Origin of the sequence: Vibrio sp. 10N.286.51.C3, from assembly GCF_003050065.1 — a bacterium.
Taxonomy (GTDB): Bacteria; Pseudomonadota; Gammaproteobacteria; order Enterobacterales; family Vibrionaceae; genus Vibrio; species Vibrio crassostreae.
Map to the genome: position 1 here is coordinate 317,474 of NZ_PIGC01000003.1, position 23,583 is coordinate 341,056.

General features: G+C 45.9%; 21 protein-coding genes. 2 read left to right on the plus strand and 19 right to left on the minus strand.

Features of this window, described 5'->3' with window-relative positions:
- Positions 1–75 precede the first annotated feature (75 nt).
- From CWO27_RS04875 to CWO27_RS04920, 10 genes are all read right to left on the minus strand, one after another.
- Positions 76–954: an AEC family transporter gene (locus tag CWO27_RS04875; protein WP_107898646.1), complete on the minus strand. Its 879-nt coding sequence runs from the start codon at positions 952–954 to the stop codon at positions 76–78.
- A gap of 287 nt (positions 955–1,241) precedes the next feature.
- On the minus strand, positions 1,242–2,576 hold the full coding sequence (guaD, locus tag CWO27_RS04880) for a guanine deaminase (protein ID WP_107898647.1): 1,335 nt from the start codon (positions 2,574–2,576) through the stop codon (positions 1,242–1,244).
- A 59-nt stretch (positions 2,577–2,635) separates the two neighbouring features.
- A complete protein-coding gene (xdhC, locus tag CWO27_RS04885; protein ID WP_107898648.1) occupies positions 2,636–3,517 on the minus strand; it encodes a xanthine dehydrogenase accessory protein XdhC in 882 nt (293 codons plus the stop codon).
- Positions 3,518–3,564: 47 nt separating this feature from the next.
- Entirely contained in the window at positions 3,565–5,955 is a 2,391-nt protein-coding gene (gene xdhB / locus CWO27_RS04890; protein ID WP_107898649.1) for a xanthine dehydrogenase molybdopterin binding subunit, read from the minus strand.
- Positions 5,948–7,393, minus strand: coding sequence for a xanthine dehydrogenase small subunit (gene xdhA, locus CWO27_RS04895; RefSeq protein WP_107898650.1), 1,446 nt, complete (start codon positions 7,391–7,393; stop codon positions 5,948–5,950). The genes xdhB and xdhA overlap by 8 nt, the downstream gene beginning before the upstream one ends.
- A 479-nt stretch (positions 7,394–7,872) precedes the next feature.
- Positions 7,873–8,607, minus strand: coding sequence for a GntR family transcriptional regulator (locus tag CWO27_RS04900; protein WP_048658960.1), 735 nt, complete (start codon positions 8,605–8,607; stop codon positions 7,873–7,875).
- Positions 8,608–8,801: 194 nt separating this feature from the next.
- Positions 8,802–9,488: a DNA-3-methyladenine glycosylase I gene (locus CWO27_RS04905; protein ID WP_019821260.1), complete on the minus strand. Its 687-nt coding sequence runs from the start codon at positions 9,486–9,488 to the stop codon at positions 8,802–8,804.
- Positions 9,489–9,585: 97 nt separating this feature from the next.
- On the minus strand, positions 9,586–10,083 hold the full coding sequence (locus tag CWO27_RS04910; protein WP_107898651.1) for a GNAT family N-acetyltransferase: 498 nt from the start codon (positions 10,081–10,083) through the stop codon (positions 9,586–9,588).
- Between the two features lie 42 nt (positions 10,084–10,125).
- Positions 10,126–10,752: an HD domain-containing protein gene (locus CWO27_RS04915; RefSeq protein ID WP_107898652.1), complete on the minus strand. Its 627-nt coding sequence runs from the start codon at positions 10,750–10,752 to the stop codon at positions 10,126–10,128.
- A gap of 211 nt (positions 10,753–10,963) precedes the next feature.
- Positions 10,964–11,623, minus strand: coding sequence for an HAD family hydrolase (locus tag CWO27_RS04920; RefSeq protein WP_048663839.1), 660 nt, complete (start codon positions 11,621–11,623; stop codon positions 10,964–10,966).
- Positions 11,624–12,035: 412 nt separating this feature from the next.
- Between CWO27_RS04920 and CWO27_RS04925 the strand changes: the two genes are divergently transcribed.
- Complete coding sequence (locus CWO27_RS04925; RefSeq protein WP_004732879.1) at positions 12,036–13,364, plus strand: anaerobic C4-dicarboxylate transporter; 1,329 nt, start codon at positions 12,036–12,038, stop codon at positions 13,362–13,364.
- A gap of 108 nt (positions 13,365–13,472) precedes the next feature.
- Here the strand turns inward: CWO27_RS04925 and CWO27_RS04930 are convergent, their stop codons facing one another.
- From CWO27_RS04930 to CWO27_RS04965, 8 genes are all read right to left on the minus strand, one after another.
- Positions 13,473–13,796: a DUF4144 domain-containing protein gene (locus tag CWO27_RS04930; protein WP_017071657.1), complete on the minus strand. Its 324-nt coding sequence runs from the start codon at positions 13,794–13,796 to the stop codon at positions 13,473–13,475.
- Positions 13,797–13,827: 31 nt separating this feature from the next.
- Positions 13,828–14,094, minus strand: a complete 267-nt coding sequence (locus tag CWO27_RS04935) for a Txe/YoeB family addiction module toxin (RefSeq protein WP_017069754.1) — start codon at positions 14,092–14,094, stop codon at positions 13,828–13,830.
- Positions 14,084–14,341 carry a type II toxin-antitoxin system Phd/YefM family antitoxin gene (locus CWO27_RS04940; RefSeq protein WP_017069755.1) on the minus strand — a complete coding sequence of 86 codons (258 nt, stop codon included), beginning with the start codon at positions 14,339–14,341 and terminating at the stop codon, positions 14,084–14,086. The genes CWO27_RS04935 and CWO27_RS04940 overlap by 11 nt, the downstream gene beginning before the upstream one ends.
- 186 nt (positions 14,342–14,527) lie before the next feature.
- Positions 14,528–15,319 carry a CLCA_X family protein gene (locus CWO27_RS04945; protein WP_107898653.1) on the minus strand — a complete coding sequence of 264 codons (792 nt, stop codon included), beginning with the start codon at positions 15,317–15,319 and terminating at the stop codon, positions 14,528–14,530.
- Between the two features lie 136 nt (positions 15,320–15,455).
- Positions 15,456–16,157, minus strand: a complete 702-nt coding sequence (locus CWO27_RS04950; RefSeq protein ID WP_107898654.1) for a flavin reductase family protein — start codon at positions 16,155–16,157, stop codon at positions 15,456–15,458.
- A gap of 240 nt (positions 16,158–16,397) precedes the next feature.
- On the minus strand, positions 16,398–17,468 hold the full coding sequence (locus CWO27_RS04955; protein WP_102433425.1) for a hypothetical protein: 1,071 nt from the start codon (positions 17,466–17,468) through the stop codon (positions 16,398–16,400).
- A gap of 80 nt (positions 17,469–17,548) precedes the next feature.
- Positions 17,549–19,162, minus strand: coding sequence for an FAD-binding protein (locus CWO27_RS04960; RefSeq protein ID WP_107898655.1), 1,614 nt, complete (start codon positions 19,160–19,162; stop codon positions 17,549–17,551).
- Between the two features lie 62 nt (positions 19,163–19,224).
- The gene (locus CWO27_RS04965; RefSeq protein ID WP_107898656.1) at positions 19,225–21,066 is read right to left on the minus strand and encodes a carotenoid oxygenase family protein; all 1,842 of its coding nucleotides are present in this window, start codon (positions 21,064–21,066) and stop codon (positions 19,225–19,227) included.
- Between the two features lie 385 nt (positions 21,067–21,451).
- Here CWO27_RS04965 and CWO27_RS04970 point away from each other — a divergent pair, with 385 nt between their 5' ends.
- Positions 21,452–21,859 (plus strand): hypothetical protein, encoded by a 408-nt coding sequence (locus CWO27_RS04970; protein WP_061015626.1) that lies wholly within the window; start codon positions 21,452–21,454, stop codon positions 21,857–21,859.
- A gap of 67 nt (positions 21,860–21,926) precedes the next feature.
- Here CWO27_RS04970 and CWO27_RS04975 read toward each other — a convergent pair whose 3' ends face one another.
- Complete coding sequence (locus tag CWO27_RS04975) at positions 21,927–23,369, minus strand: N-acylglucosamine 2-epimerase (protein ID WP_107898657.1); 1,443 nt, start codon at positions 23,367–23,369, stop codon at positions 21,927–21,929.
- Between the last annotated feature and the right edge of the window lie 214 nt (positions 23,370–23,583).

The window sequence follows — 23,583 nt, forward strand, 5'->3', positions numbered from 1 at the left end:
TGATATTTATTCTTAGGGTGGGAACTTTATGTTTTTATCTTGTGTGCCTGTCGTACAGCGGACTTGCAGTAATTTTTAGGGCATCGACAGGGCAAAAGACAGCAATATCGGCAGCGTTACCACACTTAAGAAGTTACCGAACAACACCATAGACGCGACCTTGGGGGGCTCTACATTGAAGCGTTCTGCAAACAGGTAATTCATCACTGCGGGTGGCAGCATGGTGAATAGCACCATCATTTTCAGGTGCAGCGTTGGCAGCGGAATAAAGAAGTAGATGATGGTAAAGGCGATGGCGCCAGTAAACAGTGATTGAGCGGTGCACAACAAGCCGACTTTTAATCCGCTTAGCCTTAAGTTGACCATTTGCGAACCTAGCGATAGCAGCATGATAGGCACGGCTGCTTGCCCGAGTAGCGAAGTGGCTTCATAGATTGGATTCCACACTGCAATGCCAGATAGGTTCAACGTCATCGCTAATGCGGCGGCTAAGAATATAGGCATCTTGAGGATCTGTTTGATCGGGTTACCTTCGCTTAGTAGCGCCAAACCGACACTGATATGAACACACGCCGACACCACAAACAGCAGTACCGCTGGGGCTAATGCACTTTCGCCAAAGGTATACGTGAATAGGGGGATCGCAAGGTTGCCACTGTTGCGAAACATGTGTGGCGGAGCCCAAGCTTTGAAGTTGAGCTTAAAGATCTTACAGATCGGAATCATTAATAAAGCTGGCACTAACACCGCAACCAAAGACGCAGAGATGAGTGGCAGTTGTTCAGTGTCGAGAGGCATGGTGGTCAGCGAGGCAAACACCAAAGCAGGGATACAAACATCCATGTTGATGCGATTGATCGGTTTGAAATCGGGTTTGAGCCAACGACCGACAGCAAAGCCAGCACTGGCTAGAGCAAAAACGGGAAACAGAATGCTGACGACCTGTTCGAACATAGAATTCCTTTCTAGATTAGGTGCTTCCATTTAGCTGAGAAACGAATGTTTGAGAGAGATGCTAAAGTGAAGTATGAAGTCGAAATGTATAAACATTAACCTATCAATATAATGACTTGGCGTCACCGAAGATCGTTGTCTGTGAGCGGTTAATTTATATTTCTTTGAATGAAGCACAAAAAAGACCAGTGGCATCAGCAACTGGTCTTTCAAGGATAGATAAATCTGGACGGATTTTTAATTAACGACGGCTGCCGCTGTCTAGCGATTGTTACTCGGTTTTAAGTCTAGCTAACGAGCTTTTGGTAATCTTTGAAGTTCACGTCGTAGGCTTTCTCACCGTAGATGTAAGTCTCGCTGACGGTTCTGTCGTCACCCAAACTCATTAGTACAAATAGCTTCTCTTCAAGCTTGGTCGCTTGTTCCATTCTAAAGCGCATCAATTGTGTGGCGTGCAAGTCGAGCACTACGAAATCCGCTTCTTTTCCTACTTCCAAGTTACCGATCTTGTCTTCTAAATGCAGAGAACGTGCGCCGCCTAGTGTTGCTAAGAACAGGGATTTAGCTGGGTGAAGCTTCTTATGTTGTAGTTGCATGATCTTGTAGGCTTCACTCATCGTTTGCAGAATCGAGAAGCTAGTGCCTGCGCCTACATCGGTACCCATACCAACACGAATGCCGTGCTCTTCCATCTCTGGTAATCGGAATAAACCTGAGCCTAAGAACAGGTTAGAGGTCGGACAGAAAGCGATGGCAGATTCGGTATCCGCTAGACGCTTACATTCGCAGTCAGACAGGTGAATACCATGGGCGAATACGGAGCGTTTGTGCAGTAGACCATAGTGGTCATATACATCCAAATAGCTGTCGCGTTCAGGGAACAGTTCTTTTACCCATTCAATCTCTTTCTCGTTTTCAGAAAGGTGTGTGTGCATGTATACGTCAGGGTATTCTTCAAGAAGTTTACCAACGGTAGCCAATTGTTCTGATGTGCTAGTTGGCGCGAAACGAGGTGTCACCGCGTAAAGTAAACGGCTGCGGTTATGCCATTTCTCAATCAGTTCTTTGGAGTCGGCGTAGCCAGATTCTGGCGTGTCGGTGAGGTAGTCTGGCGCGTTGCGATCCATTAGTACCTTACCTGCAATCATACGTAGGTTGCGCTTCTCAGCTTCTTCAAAGAAAACGTTAACCGACTCTTTGTGCACAGTGCCGAACACGAGTGCTGTGGTGGTGCCGTTGCTTGCTAGTTCGTCTAGGAATAGCTTCGCCACTTTGTGTGCATAAACTGGGTTTTTGAAGCGTTTCTCTTCTGGGAAGGTGTAGTTCTCTAACCAATCAAGTAGCTGCTCACCGTAAGACGCGATCATCCCTGTTTGAGGGTAGTGGATGTGCGTATCAATAAAGCCAGAGGTGATTAGCTTATCTTTGTATTCTTTTACTTCGAGTGTTTTAGGCTGGCGAGCCAATACGTCATCGGCATGGCCTAAATCGACGATGTGGCCGTTCTCAACCACTAAAACACCGTCTTCAAAATAGTCGTAAGACTCATCGATACCGACGTCTTTTGGGTCGGCGACGCTGTGTAAAATACTGGCGCGATAAGCTTTGCGTTGCGTTGTCATGTTTACTTCCTTTTAATGACTTCAGCGACGTGATGGCCACTGAAGCTTTGCGACTTGTATTAGGCGATCTTCTCTTCCAATGGTGGTTCGCCTACATCGCTTGGTTGACTGTGTTGAACGGTCAAATCCTGATTTCGATATTGTTTGGTTGGCCGCTTTTGTTCAAGCGCTTGGCCTTGATAGTGTGCGATCAGTTCACCCGCAACCGATACCGCAATTTCGGCAGGATGTTTACCATTCACGGCGCTAATGCCAATCGGGCAAATCATGGTTTCAATTTGCTCTTGGCTATAGCCACGCTGTTCTAAGCGGAAGTCGAATTTCTTACGCTTAGTAAGCGAGCCGATCATGCCAAAGTAACGGCTGTCTTCACGGTCGATAATCGCTTTGGTTAGGTCAAAATCGAGCTGGTGGTTGTGGGTCATCACTAGGTAATAGCTGTTCGGTGGCATGTGTTTCACTTCACCGACTGGATCGTCTGAGACAAGCTTTTTCACACCGTGTGGCAGCGCTTCAGGGAATACTTCTTCGCGTTCATCAATCCAGGTCACGCGGAAGGGCAGGGTTGCGACAATGTGTAGTAGCGCTTTGGCAACGTGGCCTGCGCCGAACAACACAAGGTGGTTCTGCTGAGTGCCAATCGGTTCAAAGCTTAACGTTGCCATTCCGCCACAACATTGGCCTAAACGAGCGCCTAGGTTGAAGCGTTCTACTTTGAGTGATTTCTCGCTGGCAATCAGCATTTCACGCGCCATTTTGGTGGCCACATGTTCAAGGTGACCACCACCAATCGTAGCGATGATTCGGTCACGAGTGACAAGCATCTTGGTACCCGCATCACGCGGCACTGAGCCTTTGTCTTCAAGCACTGTCACCATCACACATGGTTCGTAGTTCTCTTCCAGTTTTGCCAGTTCGTGAATCCAATTATCCTTAAACATACGTCCTCCTAAATCCCTTTTATGCTTCCCTAGCGGTCTATTACGTCCTAAGCCGTTTCTGATTGTGCATCGACCGAAGTCGGAGCCGTTTCAGTCACTTCCTGAATCGCCATCAGAATACGCTCTGGCGTTGCTGGTGTGTTGAGCTTAGGAATCGCGCCATCGATGGCGACATAGCTAATGGCGTCTTTTAGTGCGCTCCATACCGACATACCCAACATGAAAGGCGGTTCCCCTACGGCTTTCGAGTTGAAGACGGTGTCTTCTGGGTTACTGCGGTTTTCCAAAAGATGCGTTCTGAAATCAATCGGCATATCAGCAATCGCAGGGATCTTGTAACTCGCTGGGCCATTGGTCATTAAGCGGCCTTGCTGGTTCCAAACCAACTCTTCCGTGGTTAACCAACCTACACCTTGCACAAAGCCACCTTCGACTTGGCCAATATCAATCGCAGGGTTCAATGAAGCGCCCACGTCATGCAGAATATCGACACGCAGAATCTTGTTTTCGCCGGTTAGAGTATCGATGATAACCTCTGAACAAGATGCTCCGTACGCGTAGTAGTAGAACGGGCGACCGCGCGCTTTCTCGTGATCGTAGTAGATCTTCGGAGTGCGGTAGAAGCCAGTGCTCGACAGCGAGATTTGGTTAAACCAAGCCAGTTCAACAAACGAGTTAAAGGTCATGATCTCATCGCGGATCTTCACCATACCGTTCTTGAAGATGACTTCTTCAGGCCAAACTTTGAAGTGTGAAGAAGCAAATTCGATCAAACGCTGCTTAATGGTTATTGCGGCGTTTTGCGCGGCCTTACCGTTGAGGTCGGCGCCCGATGAGGCTGCGGTTGGTGATGTGTTCGGAACTTTGTCTGTGTTTGTAGCGGTGATCTGGATACGTTCGACATCGACTTGGAACTCCTGTGCAACGATTTGTGCAACTTTGATGTTCAAGCCTTGCCCCATTTCCGTCCCACCGTGATTCAAATGAATACTGCCATCGGTGTAGATATGGATGAGCGCACCTGCTTGGTTCAAGAAAGTCGCAGTAAACGAGATGCCGAATTTCACTGGTGTGATTGCTAGGCCCTTCTTCAATATAGGGCTTTGCTTGTTGAACTCAGCAATGTCTTTACGACGTGCGTGATAGTCACTGCTGCGCTCAAGCTGTTCGGTTATCTCAGGTAAAAAGTTGTCTTCAACGGTTTGGTAGTAATGGGTCACGTTACGGCCTTCTTCGCCGTAGTAGTTTGCCTTACGTACTTCCAAAGGATCTTTTTTCAGGTAACGCGCAATCTCATCCATGATGTGTTCAATAGTCATCATGCCTTGCGGGCCACCAAAGCCACGATAAGCGGTATTCGATGCTGTGTTGGTTTTGCATCGGTGACCGACCACAGTTGCATCACCTAGATAATAGGCGTTGTCTGAGTGGAACATCGCGCGGTCTACGATTGAGCTTGATAAGTCTGGTGAGTAACCACAGTTACCTGCAACGGTAATGTCGGCACCTTGAATCACACCATTGTCGTCAAAACCGACGGTATATTGGTTGTAGAACGGGTGGCGTTTACCGGTTTGCTGCATGTCTTCACTGCGCAGCAGACGCATTTTGGTAGGTCGGCCTGTAAGGTGGGCAATCACAGCTGCCATACACGCAGGAGAGGCTGCTTGAGTCTCTTTACCACCGAAACCACCACCCATACGACGCATATCAATCACGACTTTGTGCATCGGTACGCCAATCACTTCCGCAACCAGCTTTTGAACTTCGGTTGGGTTTTGCGTCGAGGTGTACACGATCATGCCGCCGTCTTCGGTTGGCATTACGCTACTGATTTGGGTTTCTAGGTAGAAGTGTTCTTGTCCGCCGATCTCTAGGTCGCCAGAGATTACGTGTTTTGCTTTTGCCAGTGCGGCTTTCGAATCACCACGCTGTTGAGTGTGGCTTTCTGTTACGAAGTGCTCTTTTTCTAGCGCTTCTTTTACATCAAGAATCGCAGGTAGCTCTTCGTATTCAATAACGGCTGCATGTGCGGCTTTGCGTGCTGTCTCTAAATCGTTAGCTGCCACGGCAATCACCGGTTGGCCGTAGTATTCTACTTTGCCGTCTGCAAGCAGTGGGTCACCCGGAAGAATTGCGCCGATATCCAGTTCACCCGGTACGTCTTTGGCTTGAATAGCAATCGCCACGCCTTCAAATTCGTAACACGGTGATAAATCTATCTTGGTGATGTTTGCGTGCGCTTGAGTGCTCAGGCGTGCGTAGACGTGCAGCTGATTGGGGAACTCAAGGCGGTCATCAATGTATACCGCTTCGCCCGTGACTTGCTTGGCTGCACTGTCGTGTTTAACGCTTTTGCCTACGCCAGTTTTTAGGTCTTGTTTTGCAATGGTAACCATCTCTTCGTGGGTCATCGCATGCTCGTGTGATTTAGACATAAGACGTTACCCTTGTTTCGACTTGGTTGTTTTTGTTCTGTTGTTCAATGAAGTAACGACGCAACATATTTGCTGCCGACAATGAACGATATTCTTGGCTTGCACGGAAATCAGATAGTGGCTCAAAGTCGTTATACAGTTCCTGCATTGCTAACTTAATATTAGCGTCTGTCCACGGTTTGCCTAATAACGTATTTTCACAACGCGCCGCGCGCTTAGGTGTTGCAGCCATACCACCGAAAGCGATACGAGCGTAAGAAACCTTGCCATCTTCGATTTGAATATCAAACGCACCACATACCGCAGAGATATCATCGTCTAAACGTTTAGACAGTTTGTAAGCTCGGAAGCTGTCGTTGGTTGGCTTAGGAATGATGATCTGTTCAATGAACTCACTCTCTTTTTGCGCTGTCACTTTGTAGCTGATGAAGTAATCTTCAATCGGCATGGTGCGTGACTCATCACCACAACGAAGTTTGATCTTCGCGTTCAGGGCAATCAGTAGAGGAGGGGTATCACCGATAGGTGAAGCGTTGGCAATATTGCCACCGATGGTGCCTTGGTTACGAACTTGAAGTGAAGCAAAGCGGTGCAATAGTTCCCCAAAATCTGGGTAGTGTTTTTTCAGTAGTGAGTAAGAATCGCTGATAGGTAGGTTGGCACCAATGATTAAATCGGTGTCGGTCTCTTCGCATACCTTCATGTCTTCAACAAGGTTTACGCTGATCAGTGTTTCAATCTCGCGATGGAATTGTGTCACTTCCAGTGCTAAATCCGTGCCGCCAGCAACCAGCTTCGCGTTCGGATGCGCTTGAAAAAGCTTGGCCAACTCGTCAGTGCTTTTCGGGGAAAAAGCGGTGAGGTGACCAAGGCGTAAGTTGGCCTCGGTGTCTTGAATACCTTCTAGCTTCTTGATGGTGTTGCGTTCAAGCTCAGCAAATTGGTCGATCAAAGGTTGGTCTGTTGAAAGCGACATCGCGGCATCAACGATTGGTCGGTAGCCTGTACAACGACATAGGTTACCCGCCAGTGATTCCATGACGTCTTCTTTGCTCGCATCGGGTTTGTTCTTGCCTAGGGCAAACATCGACATGATGAAGCCCGGCGTGCAGTAACCACACTGTGAACCGTGAAAATCGACGACCGCTTTCTGTACCGGGTGTAATGACTTATCTCGGTTTTGCAGATCTTCTACTGTGATCAGCTGCTTACCGTGTAACGCTGACACAAATGTAAGGCAAGAGTTCACCGAACGGTATTGCAGTTGTCCATCAACTACTTCACCGAGAACGACGGTACATGCGCCACAGTCACCTGACCCACAACCTTCTTTGGTACCGGTTTTATTAACCTTGGTACGAAGGTAGTTGAGCACTGTCATGTTAGGTGACAGATTGTCTTCACGTCTTATTTCCTGATTGAGCAAAAAAGTAATCAAGAGACCTCCTTGTAAATCGACATTGTTCCATGTGTATTCTTTTTGACTTCTAGGTCAATAATTATCCATCCTGACCCTGTGGTCAACTATTTATTTACAAAAATGCAACAACATTGCACTTTGGTGGATTGTGTACAATTTAATTTTGGATGTAGTTGTTTGTTTTATTGGGATTTAAATTGGAAGTGTTGAGTTTTGTGGTGTGAATGAATTAATGGCTATGTATACAAAATAAAGACAATAATTTTTGCACTAGGGAGTAAATGTTATAGAGGCTAAGAGCACTATTCTGCTCAGAAACGAGAGTATTTTGAGGTGAAATGAGTCGATCTTCGCGTCTATCATTATAGGGAGGGTATAAAAAAGAGAAGTAATCGCAGAGGCTTACTTCTCTCCCGTCTTGTTAACAAAAAGTTGTTAACTGATAGTTGCCAACAAGAAACTATTAGCAGTTAGTCATTAATAGCTTATAGAAGCGATTATGATTTGTTCTTAAGCAGATCTGAGAACACAACATGCAGGTCGCTCGATGCAGTGCTGCTGTCTAGGTTTAGCTTAGAGCGAATGTGGCTTAAATGCTCTCGCATTAGGTCAACGGCTTGCTCTTCATCTCCAGACTCTATCGCATCAAGCAATCCTTCATGCTCATCGAGAGAGCAGTTTGAGTGGCTGCCGGTTTCGTACTGGGCAATAAGCAGAGAAGTTTGCGATACCAAGCTGCGTTGAAAAGCCAGCAGTGGCGCGTTCTCAGCCATTTCAGCCAGTTTGATGTGGAACTCACCAGACAAACGTAAGCCAGAACCATAGTCACCTTGGTCGAAGGCGCAGTTCTCTTTCGCGACCAGTTTTCTACACTCTTCGATTTGAGCTTTGGTCGCGTTTTTAACCGCTAGCTCTGTGATAGCAATTTCCATCACTTCGCGTGCTTTAAATATCTGTTTGGCTTCGTCTACTGTGGGTGCTGCAATCACGGCACCTCGGTTAGGACGGATCACCACAACTTGTTCTAAAGATAGGCGCAGCAAGGCACGACGAATAATAGTACGGCTAACACTAAAGATTTCTGCTAATGCTTCTTCGCTTAATTTGGTGGCTGGTGGCAGCCTTTGTTCTAGTATCGCATCGAAGATATGGCAGTAAACAACATCGTCTTGAGTCTGGCCTGTTACTTTCGTTTTTACACCTTTGGAGACAGAGTTTTTGAGAACTGTCATAGAGATAAGGACCCTTGTTTAGTCGAGTTGGGTTGGTTGAGAATAATTCATGAGTATTACCCTATATTGTATACATTTATCTATACAATTCCACCGGATGAAAGTGCGATGCACGCTTATTTGTTAATGACTTATAACATTTAGTTTGCAAGGAACTGTGTGCAATCTAGAGCTTTAAGTCATTAGCCCTAAAACTAGACGCGATTATCGCCGCAGCTGTATGCCACGATCTGGCTGATTTCGCTCAGGCTGCGACCTGATTGCTGCTGCCACTCGTTGAAAGCCTTACTTGCCGCAACTTGTGCTCGCTTAGTGTTACGACCGCTATCAACCACATCTGTGCTGCGCAGGTGCGCTTCAACGTCCGATGATAAGATGAATGTGTCTTTACCCATCTGGCGCAAGGTGTAAGCACCGGTGTTACCACCTAATCGCTTACCGTGTTTCTTCAGGTAGTCCCAAAGTTCTGTAATGCGTTCTGATGGCCAGTCGGCAACCATTTGTGAGAATGAATCGGCTTCACGCTTGGCATTATGAATCATGGTGGCATTGGCAGGGATAGTCATCACCTTAGTAAGGTGACGAATAATACGCGGGTCTTGCGCTTTCTGTTCCCACATCTCATTCGGCAGCATTAGCATCTTTTCGATGTCGAATTCAAAGAACACTTCTTCAAATTGCGGCCATTTCTTCCTCACCACATTCCACGAAATCCCACACTGGAATACCTTCTCGGTAAAGGCGGCTAGCCAACGGTCGTCGGTGATTTGTGATAACTCGGCTTGTGAAAGAGGTGCACGAACAATCTTTTCTAGCTCAGCTGCCCCGCCTTTACGGTGAGCGGCACGTTGGTAAATGGTGTCGAATTTTTCTTGGGTCATTGGAGGTTCCAAACTAAAGCGATTCTTTATGATATGGGGATTGATTTCTATATGAAAAGGAGCTTAAGCCATTGTCTTCAAATCAAATGAAAGCCAATTAAGAGGTCTTTAATTCCATCTGATACAAGGGCCATGTTTTACCATTAAATTCTTTAACGCTTGGCTCTTTGTCGACCACCTCAAAGCCCGCTTTGTCGTAGCAGCGTTTTGCGCCGTGGTTTTGCTTGAATACGGCCAAGGTGATGGTGGTGACATTTGGTATTTCTTTCGCCACCTTTAAGGCCGTTTCAAGCATCGATTGTCCTAACCCTTTGCCTCGTTGGTTTGGGTGAATAGCAACTCGGCAGAAACGAAGTTCATTGTCTGACATGCGTTGAAACTCCATAAAACCGAGCAAGTCATTGGTATTCGAGTTAGTGCTAGACGTGGAGAATGTGTAAAGCTCGACATGGGGCTCTTGAGAACGTTCGATGATGGAAGAGGCTTCTAACGGCCAACCAAAGGTTCGTCCTCCCCACAGTACGTAGTCTTCGAGAGATGTGAACCAAGTGACGATCTCGTCGGCGTCGGATGCTTTAAAGCGGTTTATTTCCATATCCTTGTCTCTTCCTTATCGTGTGTCTCTTTTTCTAAACCATTAAACTTCCGTACTCAACTGCTCAAGAAAGCCACGCATATAGTCAGTGCGCTTGTTGGCTTCTAACTTGGCGGATTCTGTATTCATGGTTTCAGCGAGCTTAAACAGCTTCACGTAGAAGTGGTCGACGCTGTAATGCTTGTCATCTAAGTCACGCTGCTTCGCGAACGGGTCTTCGTGGTTATACAACTCTGCGTTAAAGCTTTGACCCACATACAAGCAACGAGCAATGCCAATCGCACCAAGAGAATCGAGACGATCAGCATCTTGGACGACTTGAGCTTCCAAAGTTTCTGGTGTGATGTTGGCGCTGTAGCTGTGCGTGACAATCGCATGATGGATCTCATCCAGATAGGACGCAGGATACTCGATAGATTTGAGGAAAGAGATCGCCTTGTCTGCTGCCATTTGCGAGCTTTTGGCTCTGGCTGGATGGTTCTTCGGGAAGGTGAAGCAGTCATGAAGATAAGCGGCAGGCAGAACGACTTCAAGCTTAGCCTGTTCTTGAACACATAAAGCCTTAGCGGTTTTAACGACGCGCTTAATGTGGCTAATGTCGTGCGCTGCGTCTTGTGTCATTTCTCGTTGTGCAAAATCAAGCAGTTGGTCTTCAAACTTTTCCTTCACGCGTCTCTTTCTCCATATGTAGACGTTAGCAATCTTGTTGATCACCTAGCATTTATTTCACATCGACTTTAACAGTTTCAAGCGCGATTTTTTATCTTTTATAAAAACTATACCAACAAAAAAACCGACTCTGTGAGTCGGCTTAATAGAGAGGCTTGTCTACGTATTTTAGGACGAGACAGATAAAAGCATTATCAACGGTAGTGAGAGCCTAAGCTGCAGCTTGTTGAAGCTGTGCCAATACATGATGTAGAGAAGGGCTGATGGTGTGACCAAGTGCTTTTACTTCGTCACATGGCTCTACTAAATCAGGGATCTGGAAGCTGATCATGTTGGCTGCCATAGAAGCGCGAATGCCGTTGTTTGAATCTTCAAACGCCAAGCAAGTTTCAGGCGCAACACCTAGGCGTTCTGCCGCCAGCAAGTAAATTTCTGGGTGAGGCTTACCGTGAGTCACTTCGCAGCCGGTGCTTAGTGAAGTGAAGTAAGAATCTAGGCCTGCTAACTCAAGCTTCTTCTTGGCGATATCTAGTTGAGTTGAGGTTGCTACCGCGATTGGAATGTCATTCGACTTTAGCCACTCCAGCAACTCAATTACGCCATCTTTTACCGGGATTGCTTGGTTTTTAACAATCGCACTGTAGCGGGTTCGCCATTCGTTATTCAGCGCTGGGTAGTCTAGGTTTTCACCGTAACCATTTCGAAAAATCTGTTCGATGGTTTTTGCATTACAACCAATGATGCCTAGGTAAACATCTTGCAAAAACGGAACACCTTGCGCGTGACATGCTTCTTCAAATACCCGCATACAAAGTCGCTCGGTGTCGAGCAGCAGTCCATCCATATCAAAAATAGCAGCTTGAAAATTCATATACGTGGTTCTTTATGTGTTGTCGTCGTGAGGGCGAGTATTTTGACACAGTGTCTAGGGATAGGCGAGTCAGTGTTTAGTAAGAACGAGCCCAATTAGCTTAAGGAATGTGCCTATAGGTGAGTTGGGAGCTGATTGATTTACGCTGAAATAATATCGTTCAGTTATGAGCTTGATATTTTATAGGCCATATAGATCTAATAGAAACAATTGTGATTATCCCATATAACAAATCTAGGTCTTGTGCCTGGCTTCTTATTACATTTCATAAACTTACAGGCGTGTTAGCGTGACCATAATCTTATAAAAAACAATTAACGGGAGCCTGCAATCATAGTGTGACCAAGCAATAAGTAAATGGCTGAGCTTAGGGAGAAAATAACATTAGTCCACACTTTTAGCAGGGTTGCTTATGTTGTATTTTGAGTTTCTATTTTTATTAGTCGTCCTTTATATCGGGTCTCGGTATGGCGGTATTGGCTTAGGTGTTGTTTCTGGTATTGGTTTGGTAATCGAGGTGTTTGTCTTCAAGATGCCACCAACGTCTCCACCTGTCACCGTAATGTTGATCATCCTCGCCGTTGTTACTTGTGCTTCGATACTCGAAGCGGCTGGTGGCTTAAAATACATGCTGCAAGTGGCGGAAAGGGTGCTGAGAAAGAACCCGAAACGCGTCACCTTGATAGCCCCGTTTGTGACTTATTCGATGACTTTCCTATTGGGTACTGGCCACGCGGTGTATTCCATCATGCCTATCATCGGTGATGTGGCATTGAAGAACGGGATTCGTCCTGAGCGCCCAATGGCGGCGGCGTCTGTCGCGTCTCAACTGGCGATTACTGCATCTCCAATTTCTGCTGCTGTGGTGTATTACCTCGCGCAACTTTCTGATATCCAACACTCGATTACTCTGCTTTCTATTTTGATGGTGACGGTTCCTGCAACGCTGTTCGGCACACTTTTGCTTTCTCTGTATAGCTTGAAACGTGGTAAAGAACTGAACGACGATCCTGAATACCAAGCGCGTCTAAAAGATCCTGAGTGGAAAAAGCGCATCGAAAGCACCACTGCGACGTCTTTGGATGAAGTGCTGCCAACTTCGGCTCGTAATGCAGTATTGATTTTCCTACTTTCAATTGTGGTGATTGTTATCGTGGCTATGGTGCCTGAGATCAGAACCATCGTAGACGGCGACAAGCCAATCAAGATGTCGGTGATCATCCAAATGATGATGCTCTGTTTCGGCGGTATCATCTTGCTGGCAACCAAAACTGACCCACGTGACGTGCCAAATGGTGTGGTATTTAAATCGGGAATGGTGGCAGCGATTGCTATCTTCGGTATCGCTTGGATGTCGGATACCTACTTCCAATACGCAATGCCTCAGTTCAAGTCGGGCATCGTGGAAATGGTGACCAACTACCCATGGACGTTTGCACTAGCGCTATTCATCGTATCAGTTGTGGTGAACTCTCAAGCCGCTACTGCACGTATGATGTTGCCTGTTGGCCTTGGCTTAGGATTAGATCCAGCACTGCTTATCGGCTTAATGCCAGCAGTTTACGGTTACTTCTTCATCCCGAACTACCCATCAGATATCGCAACGGTTAACTTTGATGTGTCTGGCACCACCAAGATTGGTAAGTGGTACTTCAATCACTCATTCATGTCGGTTGGTTTAATCGGTGTAGTAGGCGCATGTTGCTTAGGCTACGCACTGGCTCAGATTTTTATCGCTTAATGTATTAACTCTTTTTTTGAAATAGCCAAGACAACAACGAAAAACAGCGCCTAAATTGGCGCTGTTTTTGTTTTAACAGGTTTCGTTTATTAGCTTTTAAATGAACTATTAACGTGGCTCAAAAGCCAAAGACTGAATCGCTTCTTCAATCGTCAGGAAGTGAATCTTCATCAAGCACACTTCGGCTTTCTGGAACTCATGATTTCGTATCAGCTTAGTCACGCTTTCTACTGAATACTGCTCAGTTCGTTTCGCTAGCGACAGTTGATTTGAGTTCGATTGAAGTGCGTAACTGTCACCTTCAGAATCGATGAGGTAATCATCTTCACCCAAGATCATGTCTGAGCATTCTGCCTGAAAATCTTGTTCTGACGCGACGTAAATAAGCTCATCGTCACCGTCGAGTTTTACCAAAGATGGCCAACTGATCATTACTGCTCTTTCTATGTGCTGCTTACTGCTTTTAATAGTGGTGACGACAAGCAATTATGTAAAAGTTATCGTCATCTGCTTTATACACTAATCGATTCTTGTCATCGATTCGTCTTGACCAAAAGCCAGACAGGTTGCCGACTAGTGGCTCCGGCTTTCCAATCCCTTCAAAGGGCGTTCTTTTGGCAGCTTCAATCAACTTGTTTAGTTTCTTGAGCGTTTTCTTGTCTTGGGTTTGCCAGTATAGGTAATCTTCCCAAGCATTATCTGTAAATACAATCTTTCGATCATTCGTCATTATTCAATTCTCGAACGGTTGTATTTCCGGTTTCGAGTTGAGCAATGGATTCAGCCAATCTTTCAGCGTTTTTAGGCGAGCTCATTAGGTACAAGGTTTCTTGCATTGAATTAAAATGATCAAGAGACATTACCACGGCATCTTCTGAATCTCGTCTGGTTATTACCGTAACATCAGAATCGTCTACTACTCTATCGAGCACAGACTTAAGGCTATTTCTGGCCTCAGTAAAAGAAACAATATTCATCACTTATTTCCCCTGTTGTTTTTGGATATGTTTAATCTTTCAATATATACAGAATAGTTAATCATTCATGAGTTAACTATTGTACATGTCCCGCTTGTTGTACATGTTATATCAGAGATTAAACATGATCAACTTATGGTACATGTCACTCACTGTAAATCTGCAGAGTGCTACTGACTTAAAATGCTATTTACTTAAAGATCGGCCCAACGGCGCGAAGTAACCTTGAAGCGCTTGATAAATCTCTTTGCGATGCGCCATATCAGGATACACGGGGTACATATCAGGCTTGGTTGTGCCATCGACTAGATAAGCGTTCTTGATCTCTGAACAGGATTCAATCACCGACTCAAAAGCTCGCGCCATCATCTCTGTGGGCAAGGAGAAGTAACGAGCAGACATCGCTTTGTCGGCAATAACGCTGCGCGCCACGTAATCGTGTTTATCTAAGTTGTTGTCGCTGAGCAATGTGGAGTCAAACAGAGACATCAAACTTTCGTTTAATGGATGAGGTCTTACTTTTCTATCGTGTAACCAACAATCACTGGCGAACAAAATGTGTTTTCGAGGGCCTGAGGTATCACCAATTTCAAACGCCTTTTCAGCAATGTAGTGGTCAAACGCATGCCAGAACTCATGCGCTAACGCACCTGCCCCTGCGTTTTTAGCGAGGGCTAATTCTCTTTGGTTTGGCGCGTAGTGTGCTTGTACACCCTTTCTGCCACCACTGCCGAACGCTAAGCCTAATGTGCCACGCAAGCCAATTGCTTCTGGTGGCAAAGCCAAGATGTAAGCCAAATCTGCTAGCGAATCGAATATCAGATTCGCAGCGAGCTCTTTCTCTTCTTTTGTTACCCAAGCGCCCACACGAATGCTGCCCATACCGAAGGTCTGTTTGATGTCCATGAAAGACACCTGATCGCCATGTCGGTAGTTTGGGCCTTTGCGCGTTTTGTATTTAAAGTGAGCTAACTTCAAAGGGGTCCTTGGAGAAAGAGGTTAGGTGGAATTTAAGTGGAGTGTTTTTATCGGATGCTGGGCATTGAACCATATTCTTAAAACACACCGTTATGAACCGTATTTAAGAACGAAAGTTAGCACCTTTGTGAGTAAATTACCGAACAAAATGAGTTAGGTTGTGTTCGAAAGCTTCCCACGAGGTTGGGGTGCCTTCGTGAGTCAGCGGAAATAGAGACTTGTCTGGCTTGGCATAACTTAAGCGATGAAGCCTTTGCGTGACATGGTAGCTGTCTAGCCCTGAAATCGTGACTAAATTTAGTGCTTCTAAATCAAGGTAGCCATCCGGCATCACGGCACGTTTGGGTGCTTGAATCGTAATGACCTCTCCAATCAACATTTGCGTTTGATTGCTTTCAATCGATATCTGTTCTTTCAAAACTAACCCTATTTTGAGACTGCTTTCTAAAACAAATGGAGCAGATAATACATCATCGTAATAGGGCGTGAGACCAACTGCGTTAAATTCGGAGATTGATTTAGGATAACGAGCGGAAGTTTGATGGGCTTTTTGAACAAAGTCAGCACCGATACTATTGATGGTGAAGTGCTGAGTTTCTAAGATGTTCTCTAATGTATGGCGGCGACTTTCTGTTGGTCGGACTATGAAGCCAAGCAAAGGTGGATTCGACCCTAGGTGAACAACAGAGCTCACCACAGCAAGATTTTCTAGCCCTTGTTTATCGCACGTACCAATTAGGTTGGCGCTTTTGAATCCTGATAAGGAGTTGATTAAGCGAGCGCGTTCTCGCTGATCCATTGTTTGGATATCTTGTCTTGAAAGGGTCATGTCCTTCATATCTTTCTCTTCCTACTTGATTAAATGAACCTGCGTTTTATGAGCTTATATGTACGAACATGGGCTTTTTATCGATCAGGAAAATTATCCGTTTCGTGAGCTACCATTACGTCTGCATGAAAGGTGAGTCTTTTGGGGTTACTGGAACTGATTGGAAGGTGTTAAGTTGTGGAGTAGCACCAAGAAAGTACTACTCCGTTGTTGTTTTGTTTGAAGCACCTGTTGTGTATTCAAACCGATCTACAGTGATGCATTTTGAATATCATCCAAGGCATCGCAATAGAAAGGTCCACTGAACTCCAACAAGGCTTGCGGCATCTCTATGGTTTCGGCCAAAACGTTGTGCTCGTATAAAGAAACATTGACCGAAGCCTTCATTGATTTCATGTACTTCTGCTCTCCGCCAAAGATAATTACAGAAGGGAAGGCTAACGGGTAAAAGCTTTCCAGTTCGGATTTTACTTCCATGACCATCTTGTACTTAATTTTGTTCATTTCGAATTTTAAGTATCCTGCGCAGGAATCGACCTCTCTTTTCAGTGAAATATTGCCAATCGCCGGGTAGAAGATCAGGTCATAATTAGGTGAGATATAGCGGCCAGCCCACAGTTCAATATTAGAACTCCCAACTTTTGCGCCTGTAAACATGTAGTAGAGTTCATCAGAAAGTCCCATGGTGTAGATCATTCCTGCGCTAGACTCTTTGTCGTACCACCCTTTATCAAGCTGAGCGTATCCGCTTCCAAACAGAGATTGCTCACCATCGTAGAAACTGTACTGAATCGGCGTGCCAACGGTGTAAAGAAACCATTTACCTCCGACTCCCGGCAATTCAGGAATAATACCGAAAGGCGTTTGTCCCGGATTTCTGCCACGCCAATAATGAGCATGTTCGCCATCCCAACGCATCGAGAATTGAAAGTCTTCGAAAGTTACATTCAGTGTTTCTTTATTGGCGACGACAATCCCCGGTATTTCGTAATGGAACTGTTCCGAGTCGTCAAAACCACGGAGGATTAACTCATCACGAAAGATGTCGTATTTCACTGTCTTGCCGTTGACCGGTGTAAACGCGAGATGCACGTATGCCTTAGGCGTTGGGTCAGAAAAGTCTGGAGCAATGTAGGTTTGTAGGCTGACTTTAAAGTAGCCGACCTCTGGGACGGCGATATTATAGAACCATTGTTCAGCCCAAGTTTGTTGCGATGATGGAGTATGAGGGCGTATATCCTCGAGTGTGGTAGCAAACCCTTGTGCTACGAACAGGCAGCAACATGCTAGCCCTAAACGCAGTAGTTGGCAGAGGTTCATTGAAGTGATGTCCTTTGTTGAATCCTTTGGAAAAGCGAGTGTCAGGCATAGAGCACAGTGCTATATGCCTGACGAGCCGGTTATTTTCGGCATATGCGTGCGTCAGTGAAGTAGAGCCCTGACTGACAAGTCGTCCCTGATTGGCAGTGAGCATCTTCTTCACAGTAACATTCGCCGCGCACGTTACATCCTGGTTTTAGATAATCTTCTAATGGCGTTTCACCACTCACACGCTCCCAGAATGGGTTGGTGAAGGTATCGAAAGGGTCCAGCTCCGCTTTGGCTTGCAAGAACTCAGGCCACATCGGGAAGCGAGAGGGCATGTCCTCAAAAATAGCGACTGAGTTTTTACCCCAGTGTGGTCGCGCATCATATTTTCGTAGCGACATTTGCTCGATTTCTAGGTTCACGAAGTAGTTTTTAGGCTCTTTCTTGCCCTCTTTACGTAGTGTGTATTCAATGCCGACGAAAGCGGTATCTCGTCCTGCGCTCATTCCTAAATAACTGTCGGAAGCTTTACCAAATCGGAAGTAAATACCATTGAGCGGGAAGCAAGTACGTGGGTGAGCATCGACGATTTGGCGGACATCATTGATCCAGTTTGGCAGGCGTTCAATGTCGATAGCGACTTCTTGAAGCGCGATAGGCAGACGATCCCAGATACATTTGTTCGGGTCTTTGCATTCGAAGTACTGCATTTGGTCAGAATAGCCGATAGGTTCATCAACTGCCTTACCTGTGACACTGTCTCTGAAGTAGGACTTTGCTCGGCCATTGTAACGAGCGACGGCAGCAAGACATTGCAAACCAGCACCTGGGAATTCGTGTGCGGCATTAAACAGTAGCCCGAAGAAAAATTCCTCAGCATCCGTGACATCGGCTTGTGCATTGTAGGCTTGGCCTTCTGTCTCGATTGGAACGGGGTTGTAAAGTGTTGTGGTGTAACGCCCTAGACCGGGGAACCATGCGATGTTCGCTGAGTAGTTGTTGTGTGCAATATCCAGTATTACGTCTTCAAGGTTGGAATCATCTCGATAACCGGTGACTTCTGCTTTCACTTTAAAGGCATCTTCAAGCTTTAATGTCGCTTCAACCACTACGCCAAGCGCACCAAGGTTCACTCTTGCGGCGTCCAGTAAATCGCCCTCAAGTACTCTGACTTCGCCTTGCCCATCAACAACTTTAAGCTGGGTAACGTAGTCAGCGAGCATGTTGCTTGGTCTATCTAATGTAGAGCCGTGTGTACCACTGCCCAGCATGCCACCAACGGTAAAGATAGCTAACTCCGTCACCATGTTGATCGCATAACCTTGCCCGCGTAAGAAGTCATTGAGATCGTTGAACCGCATACCAGCTTCAACGGTGACGGTCTTATTTGTTGCATCGAAGTGGACGATCTTATTCATATTCTTCAGAGTGATTTGAACTTGGTCGTCACCGGCACAAGCGGCATCTATTTGGCTTGCGAACTTGCGATTTCCCGTCATCACTTTTTTACCGCGTATCAGAGCGTCTTGGACGATGTTTTGTACTTCATCAATAGAACTTGGGTCGTAGATCGCTTCGGGGTGGCAAGTGTATGTTCCTTGGTAGTTCGAAATCTCTCTTTCCGGCTCATTGGAATGAAGAGAGAAAGCTGTCCCCATTACGGCAGCAAGCAAAGCGTTACCAAGTACCATGGTTTTTATTTTCATTAAGACTTCCTTGTGGTTTAGTCGAAGTTGATTTTTAAAGTTGGTTTTCTTCATCGAATGGATTAGCCAAATCGAGGCAGAATGTGTTGTTGAATGACTTCTTGAACAGCGCTGCGATGACTGGATAAACGTGAACTGAAGAAGTCTCCTATGTTGGCTTTATAGGCATCGGCAGGTCTCGGGCCTATCTCTGCCACCCAGAGCGCATGATTCGTAGTCGCAAAGTTGAGTTGCGGGTGCCCTAAGATCGCTAATGGGCCTTGTGCTAAGTTTTGTGCGTCAAAGATCCAGATCTCTTTGCCATTTCCAATGCCATGAGTAGGGTGACTACGAACCACGGCTGTGAATATGTAGCCGTCGTCTTGAGCGGTGCTGTTAGGGCGAGCCATAAACTGAGGTGTTCGCATCACACAATCTGAGGGAAATTGATACGCATCGGCGAGATTCATCGAAAGGCAGTCCATGTGCACGAGAGCCGAGGGTTGGTCGGTTTCAGGTAATGAATCGTTGGTGAACCTTCTATTGGGGTAGTGCTCATACGCCTCTGCGACACGCTTAATGACATGGTCTTTGCGATAGCCAACGGCAGCCCAATAAATATGTTCAAATTGCTCTGGGAACTGGAAGTGTCCACGGTACGCGGGATCATTCATATCCCAAAAAAGTTGGTCGTCTCGTATCAGCCTGAAGTCTTCATTTATCTGTCGAACGGATTGTGACTGAACTTGGATCCTTGCGCGTACTAAGCCGCCGACATCAATAGGTGCTGCCGGATAACCTGCCAATTGACTCGGAGTTCTTCCACCAAATAATCGCTTATCGCGTGTGTATTGGGGCTCCGATTTGTCCATCGCTCCTAGGTATTGGCCATATAGGGTGATTTCGTTTTCATGGTCATCGTAGTTACACATGATGTCTGAGGTATCGAAATCCAGTTCTAGGTAGTCGGCAACCACATAATTGAACTCGGGATTGAGATCTTTCTTGCGAATTATCCAAGTTGGAGTTCGATGTTGCTGAGCATAAACCGACGATATACCGAGCATACGTAATGGTTCGACTTGCGCTGCAGTTTCAAATACGAGGATGTGGTGGCGCGTTACACCCAGCGAGTGAGCGGTTGCGACGATAAAGGCGGGCTTACCGTTACGACCAATAATGTTCCAGCCTTGTAAAGGGCTTTGCTTATCCCATTTCAAAAGCCGTATAAATCCATTTTTAGTACCCGTGTTGGAAATGTTTCCACCGTAGTTAATCGTGAAACATTCATCCGACTCGAGATCAAAATATGGATGGCCTGTGGTACGTACTTGTGGAAACAGCCATTTGTCAGGAATAAAAGGGCTCATCCAAGGTGGAAGACTGCTCTGCCACTCATCATAGTGACCAATCGGTGTGATCAGGTCTAAGCTGAGCGCATCAAATTCGTAGGGAACCCCACCTTCGTAGCTGAGCGCGAATCGGTTGTCACCTAGGTAGTTGGGCGCGGTATTACAATAGTTGACGAATCCCATCGTCGGGCTGTAATAAGCCATACCACCAAGTAGTTTAAAGCTGTCATAGCCATACGAGATATGCTGTTGCATGATGGCTGACGGGGTATCAATCATCTTACGCAAGAAAGAAACTTTGCTTGGCGAAAAGTCGAGACGGGTTAGAGCGCCGCGACCGTTCGGACTCAGGTGGTCTGGCTCTAATGGTATTCCTTCAGAAAAAAACACATGGCCATGGATATCAGCTGGCAACTCTCCACTAATAAGGTGCAAATCTCCCGAGGTTGCGCTGCGCCCAGCTTGCATAATTGAGACCGGAAATAAGGAAGGGGTGTTGTCTTGCGAAGCCAAAAGTTGGGTTGGCACAAAGGCAGCCCCTGCTACGCTTTTCAAAAATGTACGTCTTTTCATTGCTCTGACTTATATGTTTACCCATGCATATAAACAAAGTAGGTGAGTTTTATTGGCTAGAATGAGTAATGTACAAAACTATGAAAGAGTGCAAAGAAGTCGTGTAATTTGACGGGTGAATTACACGGGTTAATATCAATAAGATATTGATTTAAATGTTTTTAATTTCGTTTTTCTTGCGTTTGGTTTGGCGAATTTTAACGGTGTGATTAGCTCTTATTTAGTTTCTAACGCCAATATTTGAAGAGAGGGTGCTTCTTGATGCGTGGCACCAATACTTTCTTTAGCAATGTATTTAAAGACTTGAGATAAGTTAATTTGCTATTGCAGCCATTCGCTATTGAGCGATACCATATAGGGCTGTTTCTTTGGTAAAGATGTAATTATGTCAGATGAAAAACTCGCACTCGAATGGATGCGCCAACAAGCTCATAAAGTTGACCCATACGTTATCGAACCATCGTTTGATGAATGCGTTGAGTTGCTTGATCCTGCCTTCAAGAAGGGCAAGAGTGTTGCGCAGTTAAAGTATCTGTTATCAGAAGCGGATCGTAGAGCTGGCGCGGCAGAACGCAAACATGCGGCTTTAAAATATGCCAAAGAGAAAAGCCCAAATGCAGGTCAGATCCTGCGTTTGCAAAGCAAGCTTCAACAAGTTCAGTTGGCTCTCAAACTTGCTACTGGCGACAGCAACATGACCATCTCTCAGTTCTGTTCTGAATATGATGTGACCAAGCGTGACGGTAACACGGCATGGAATGAAAAGCTGGTTGAGCAGGGTAAAAGAAAGTAGTCATTCAAAAGCCTGAAAATTGCTTTTCAGGCTTTGCTGTTAGTCCGCTTATTCAGAGCGCCCCACGCTAAGGTCGAATGTTATTGAAGCTGACCTTCTGCGTTCCATCGCCTTGATTCTCCAGCTTAACTACATCTCCTTGATAGTAATAAGGTTCCATTGGCATCTCGCTGTTGGTCGGCCTTGCGTAATGCAATACTGCTGGCTTCGCGTCAACTTGCTGAGCGAACAAATAGCCAATCAGCGCATGTTCAAACTGGTGATAACCGTTGCCCCAATGGAAAGCTTTGGTGCGCTTAGGATCAAGCCCCACACCGCCGTATTTGTGGTCGACCCATACATCATGAAAGGTCGGTAGGGTGTATTGCAATACGTCTTTCATTGAACCATCGACTAGCGAAACTGTCATGGCTGCTTGATCAAGCTCCGCCCACTCCCATGATGAAGCCCAATTTGTGTTTGGTCTGCTTTGCCAGCCAGTTATCTCTTGTCCTTTCCACGCTTTCTGAAGTTCCTCGCCATAATATTGGGATACACTCACGAACTCTTTCTGATATTGCGCCTGAGCGAGAGTGTGTTTCATCCCTTTGATGCCAAACTCTTTCCATTCAGAGCTATTCAATGTTTGTCCTGTAAGGTAAGTCATCCAATAGGCTTTAATGGTGTGCCCAAAATCGTTGTGATTGGCATTCGGCATCATCGCAGCTTTATCATGAATTGCGCCGTAGAAGCGTTGTTCATCTTCAGAATGGTATTGGTCAATCATGGCTTGCGTGAGCCAGTTTAAGTCATCAAGCCATTTGGATTTGACGGGCTCTTTGAGCAGAGGGGCGACTAACAACATGTAACCGTTAATTTGATCAAGTTGTGCGACAAGCTCGCGTCGTTCTGCACTGCCATCCTCACCGTCAGCAAGTACCCATGCAAGACCGCTGTTGTCGCTAAGCCGATATTTATCAAAGATAAAAGATTGTTGGGCGATGAGTGCCTGTTCTACCTTTTTGTCTTGGGTCAGGTAGTAGTACATGGCAAGGCCGACCAACGCATACGCTTGATCTTGAGAGGTACGTTGCTGCCAATCCTGGCCTGCTTTTCCCTCTTTTGTGTAGCCAATAAAGCCGCCATTTTGCGTATCTTCAAGATGGTCAATGATGTAGTAGGCACCTTGCTTAGCTAACTCTAACGCCTGCTTGTCTCCGGTAAGATGGTAGAGCACGCCATAGGCATAGGTTTGACGTGACTTCATGCGCGTAAATTCTTTGCCAAAATGTGGCGTGATCCAGCCTTTGTTCAGCTCAGGGCACACATCGGAAACATCGAGCAAGGTACCGTCATCACAGCGGAAAGTAGGGAAGTTGCCTATCGGTTGCCCTTGAGCGCTAGGCATCAACCAGTACGGTGCTAACCCTTCAGTAGCATGATTGATCCAGTCTTCACCAGAAGGAAGAGGTGCGTTGGCAGATACGGCGAAGCTAGTAACACTGAGTAATGCGATCGTTGCTCGTAGCATGATTTTTATCTTAACTATTTGAATTTAGTTGAATATAAACAATCATATCTGCACATTGTGATTCGGCGATCACAATCGACCAAATTATTGTGGTGTAGATGAAGGACTATGCGGGTTCACTCGTCAAATGTTGTAAATAAGCAATAAATTATCGCTTATCGATAATTTTTTATTGATCATCGTTTGTTTTGATCTTAGTATCCTCCTGTCAACT

What these genes read in the sequence shown, in the direction of transcription:
- CWO27_RS04925 (WP_004732879.1), top strand. Translation starts at nt 12,036, where the DNA reads ATGTTGTATTTTGAGTTTCTATTTTTATTAGTCGTCCTTTATATCGGG.
- xdhC (WP_107898648.1), bottom strand. Translation starts at nt 3,517, where the DNA reads ATGTTTAAGGATAATTGGATTCACGAACTGGCAAAACTGGAAGAGAAC.
- CWO27_RS04910 (WP_107898651.1), bottom strand. Translation starts at nt 10,083, where the DNA reads ATGGAAATAAACCGCTTTAAAGCATCCGACGCCGACGAGATCGTCACT.
- CWO27_RS04920 (WP_048663839.1), bottom strand. Translation starts at nt 11,623, where the DNA reads ATGAATTTTCAAGCTGCTATTTTTGATATGGATGGACTGCTGCTCGAC.
- CWO27_RS04950 (WP_107898654.1), bottom strand. Translation starts at nt 16,157, where the DNA reads ATGAAGGACATGACCCTTTCAAGACAAGATATCCAAACAATGGATCAG.
- CWO27_RS04955 (WP_102433425.1), bottom strand. Translation starts at nt 17,468, where the DNA reads ATGAACCTCTGCCAACTACTGCGTTTAGGGCTAGCATGTTGCTGCCTG.
- CWO27_RS04935 (WP_017069754.1), bottom strand. Translation starts at nt 14,094, where the DNA reads ATGACGAATGATCGAAAGATTGTATTTACAGATAATGCTTGGGAAGAT.
- CWO27_RS04900 (WP_048658960.1), bottom strand. Translation starts at nt 8,607, where the DNA reads ATGACAGTTCTCAAAAACTCTGTCTCCAAAGGTGTAAAAACGAAAGTA.
- CWO27_RS04940 (WP_017069755.1), bottom strand. Translation starts at nt 14,341, where the DNA reads ATGAATATTGTTTCTTTTACTGAGGCCAGAAATAGCCTTAAGTCTGTG.
- guaD (WP_107898647.1), bottom strand. Translation starts at nt 2,576, where the DNA reads ATGACAACGCAACGCAAAGCTTATCGCGCCAGTATTTTACACAGCGTC.
- CWO27_RS04930 (WP_017071657.1), bottom strand. Translation starts at nt 13,796, where the DNA reads ATGATCAGTTGGCCATCTTTGGTAAAACTCGACGGTGACGATGAGCTT.
- CWO27_RS04905 (WP_019821260.1), bottom strand. Translation starts at nt 9,488, where the DNA reads ATGACCCAAGAAAAATTCGACACCATTTACCAACGTGCCGCTCACCGT.
- xdhB (WP_107898649.1), bottom strand. Translation starts at nt 5,955, where the DNA reads ATGTCTAAATCACACGAGCATGCGATGACCCACGAAGAGATGGTTACC.
- CWO27_RS04965 (WP_107898656.1), bottom strand. Translation starts at nt 21,066, where the DNA reads ATGAAAAGACGTACATTTTTGAAAAGCGTAGCAGGGGCTGCCTTTGTG.
- CWO27_RS04875 (WP_107898646.1), bottom strand. Translation starts at nt 954, where the DNA reads ATGTTCGAACAGGTCGTCAGCATTCTGTTTCCCGTTTTTGCTCTAGCC.
- CWO27_RS04975 (WP_107898657.1), bottom strand. Translation starts at nt 23,369, where the DNA reads ATGCTACGAGCAACGATCGCATTACTCAGTGTTACTAGCTTCGCCGTA.
- CWO27_RS04970 (WP_061015626.1), top strand. Translation starts at nt 21,452, where the DNA reads ATGTCAGATGAAAAACTCGCACTCGAATGGATGCGCCAACAAGCTCAT.
- CWO27_RS04960 (WP_107898655.1), bottom strand. Translation starts at nt 19,162, where the DNA reads ATGAAAATAAAAACCATGGTACTTGGTAACGCTTTGCTTGCTGCCGTA.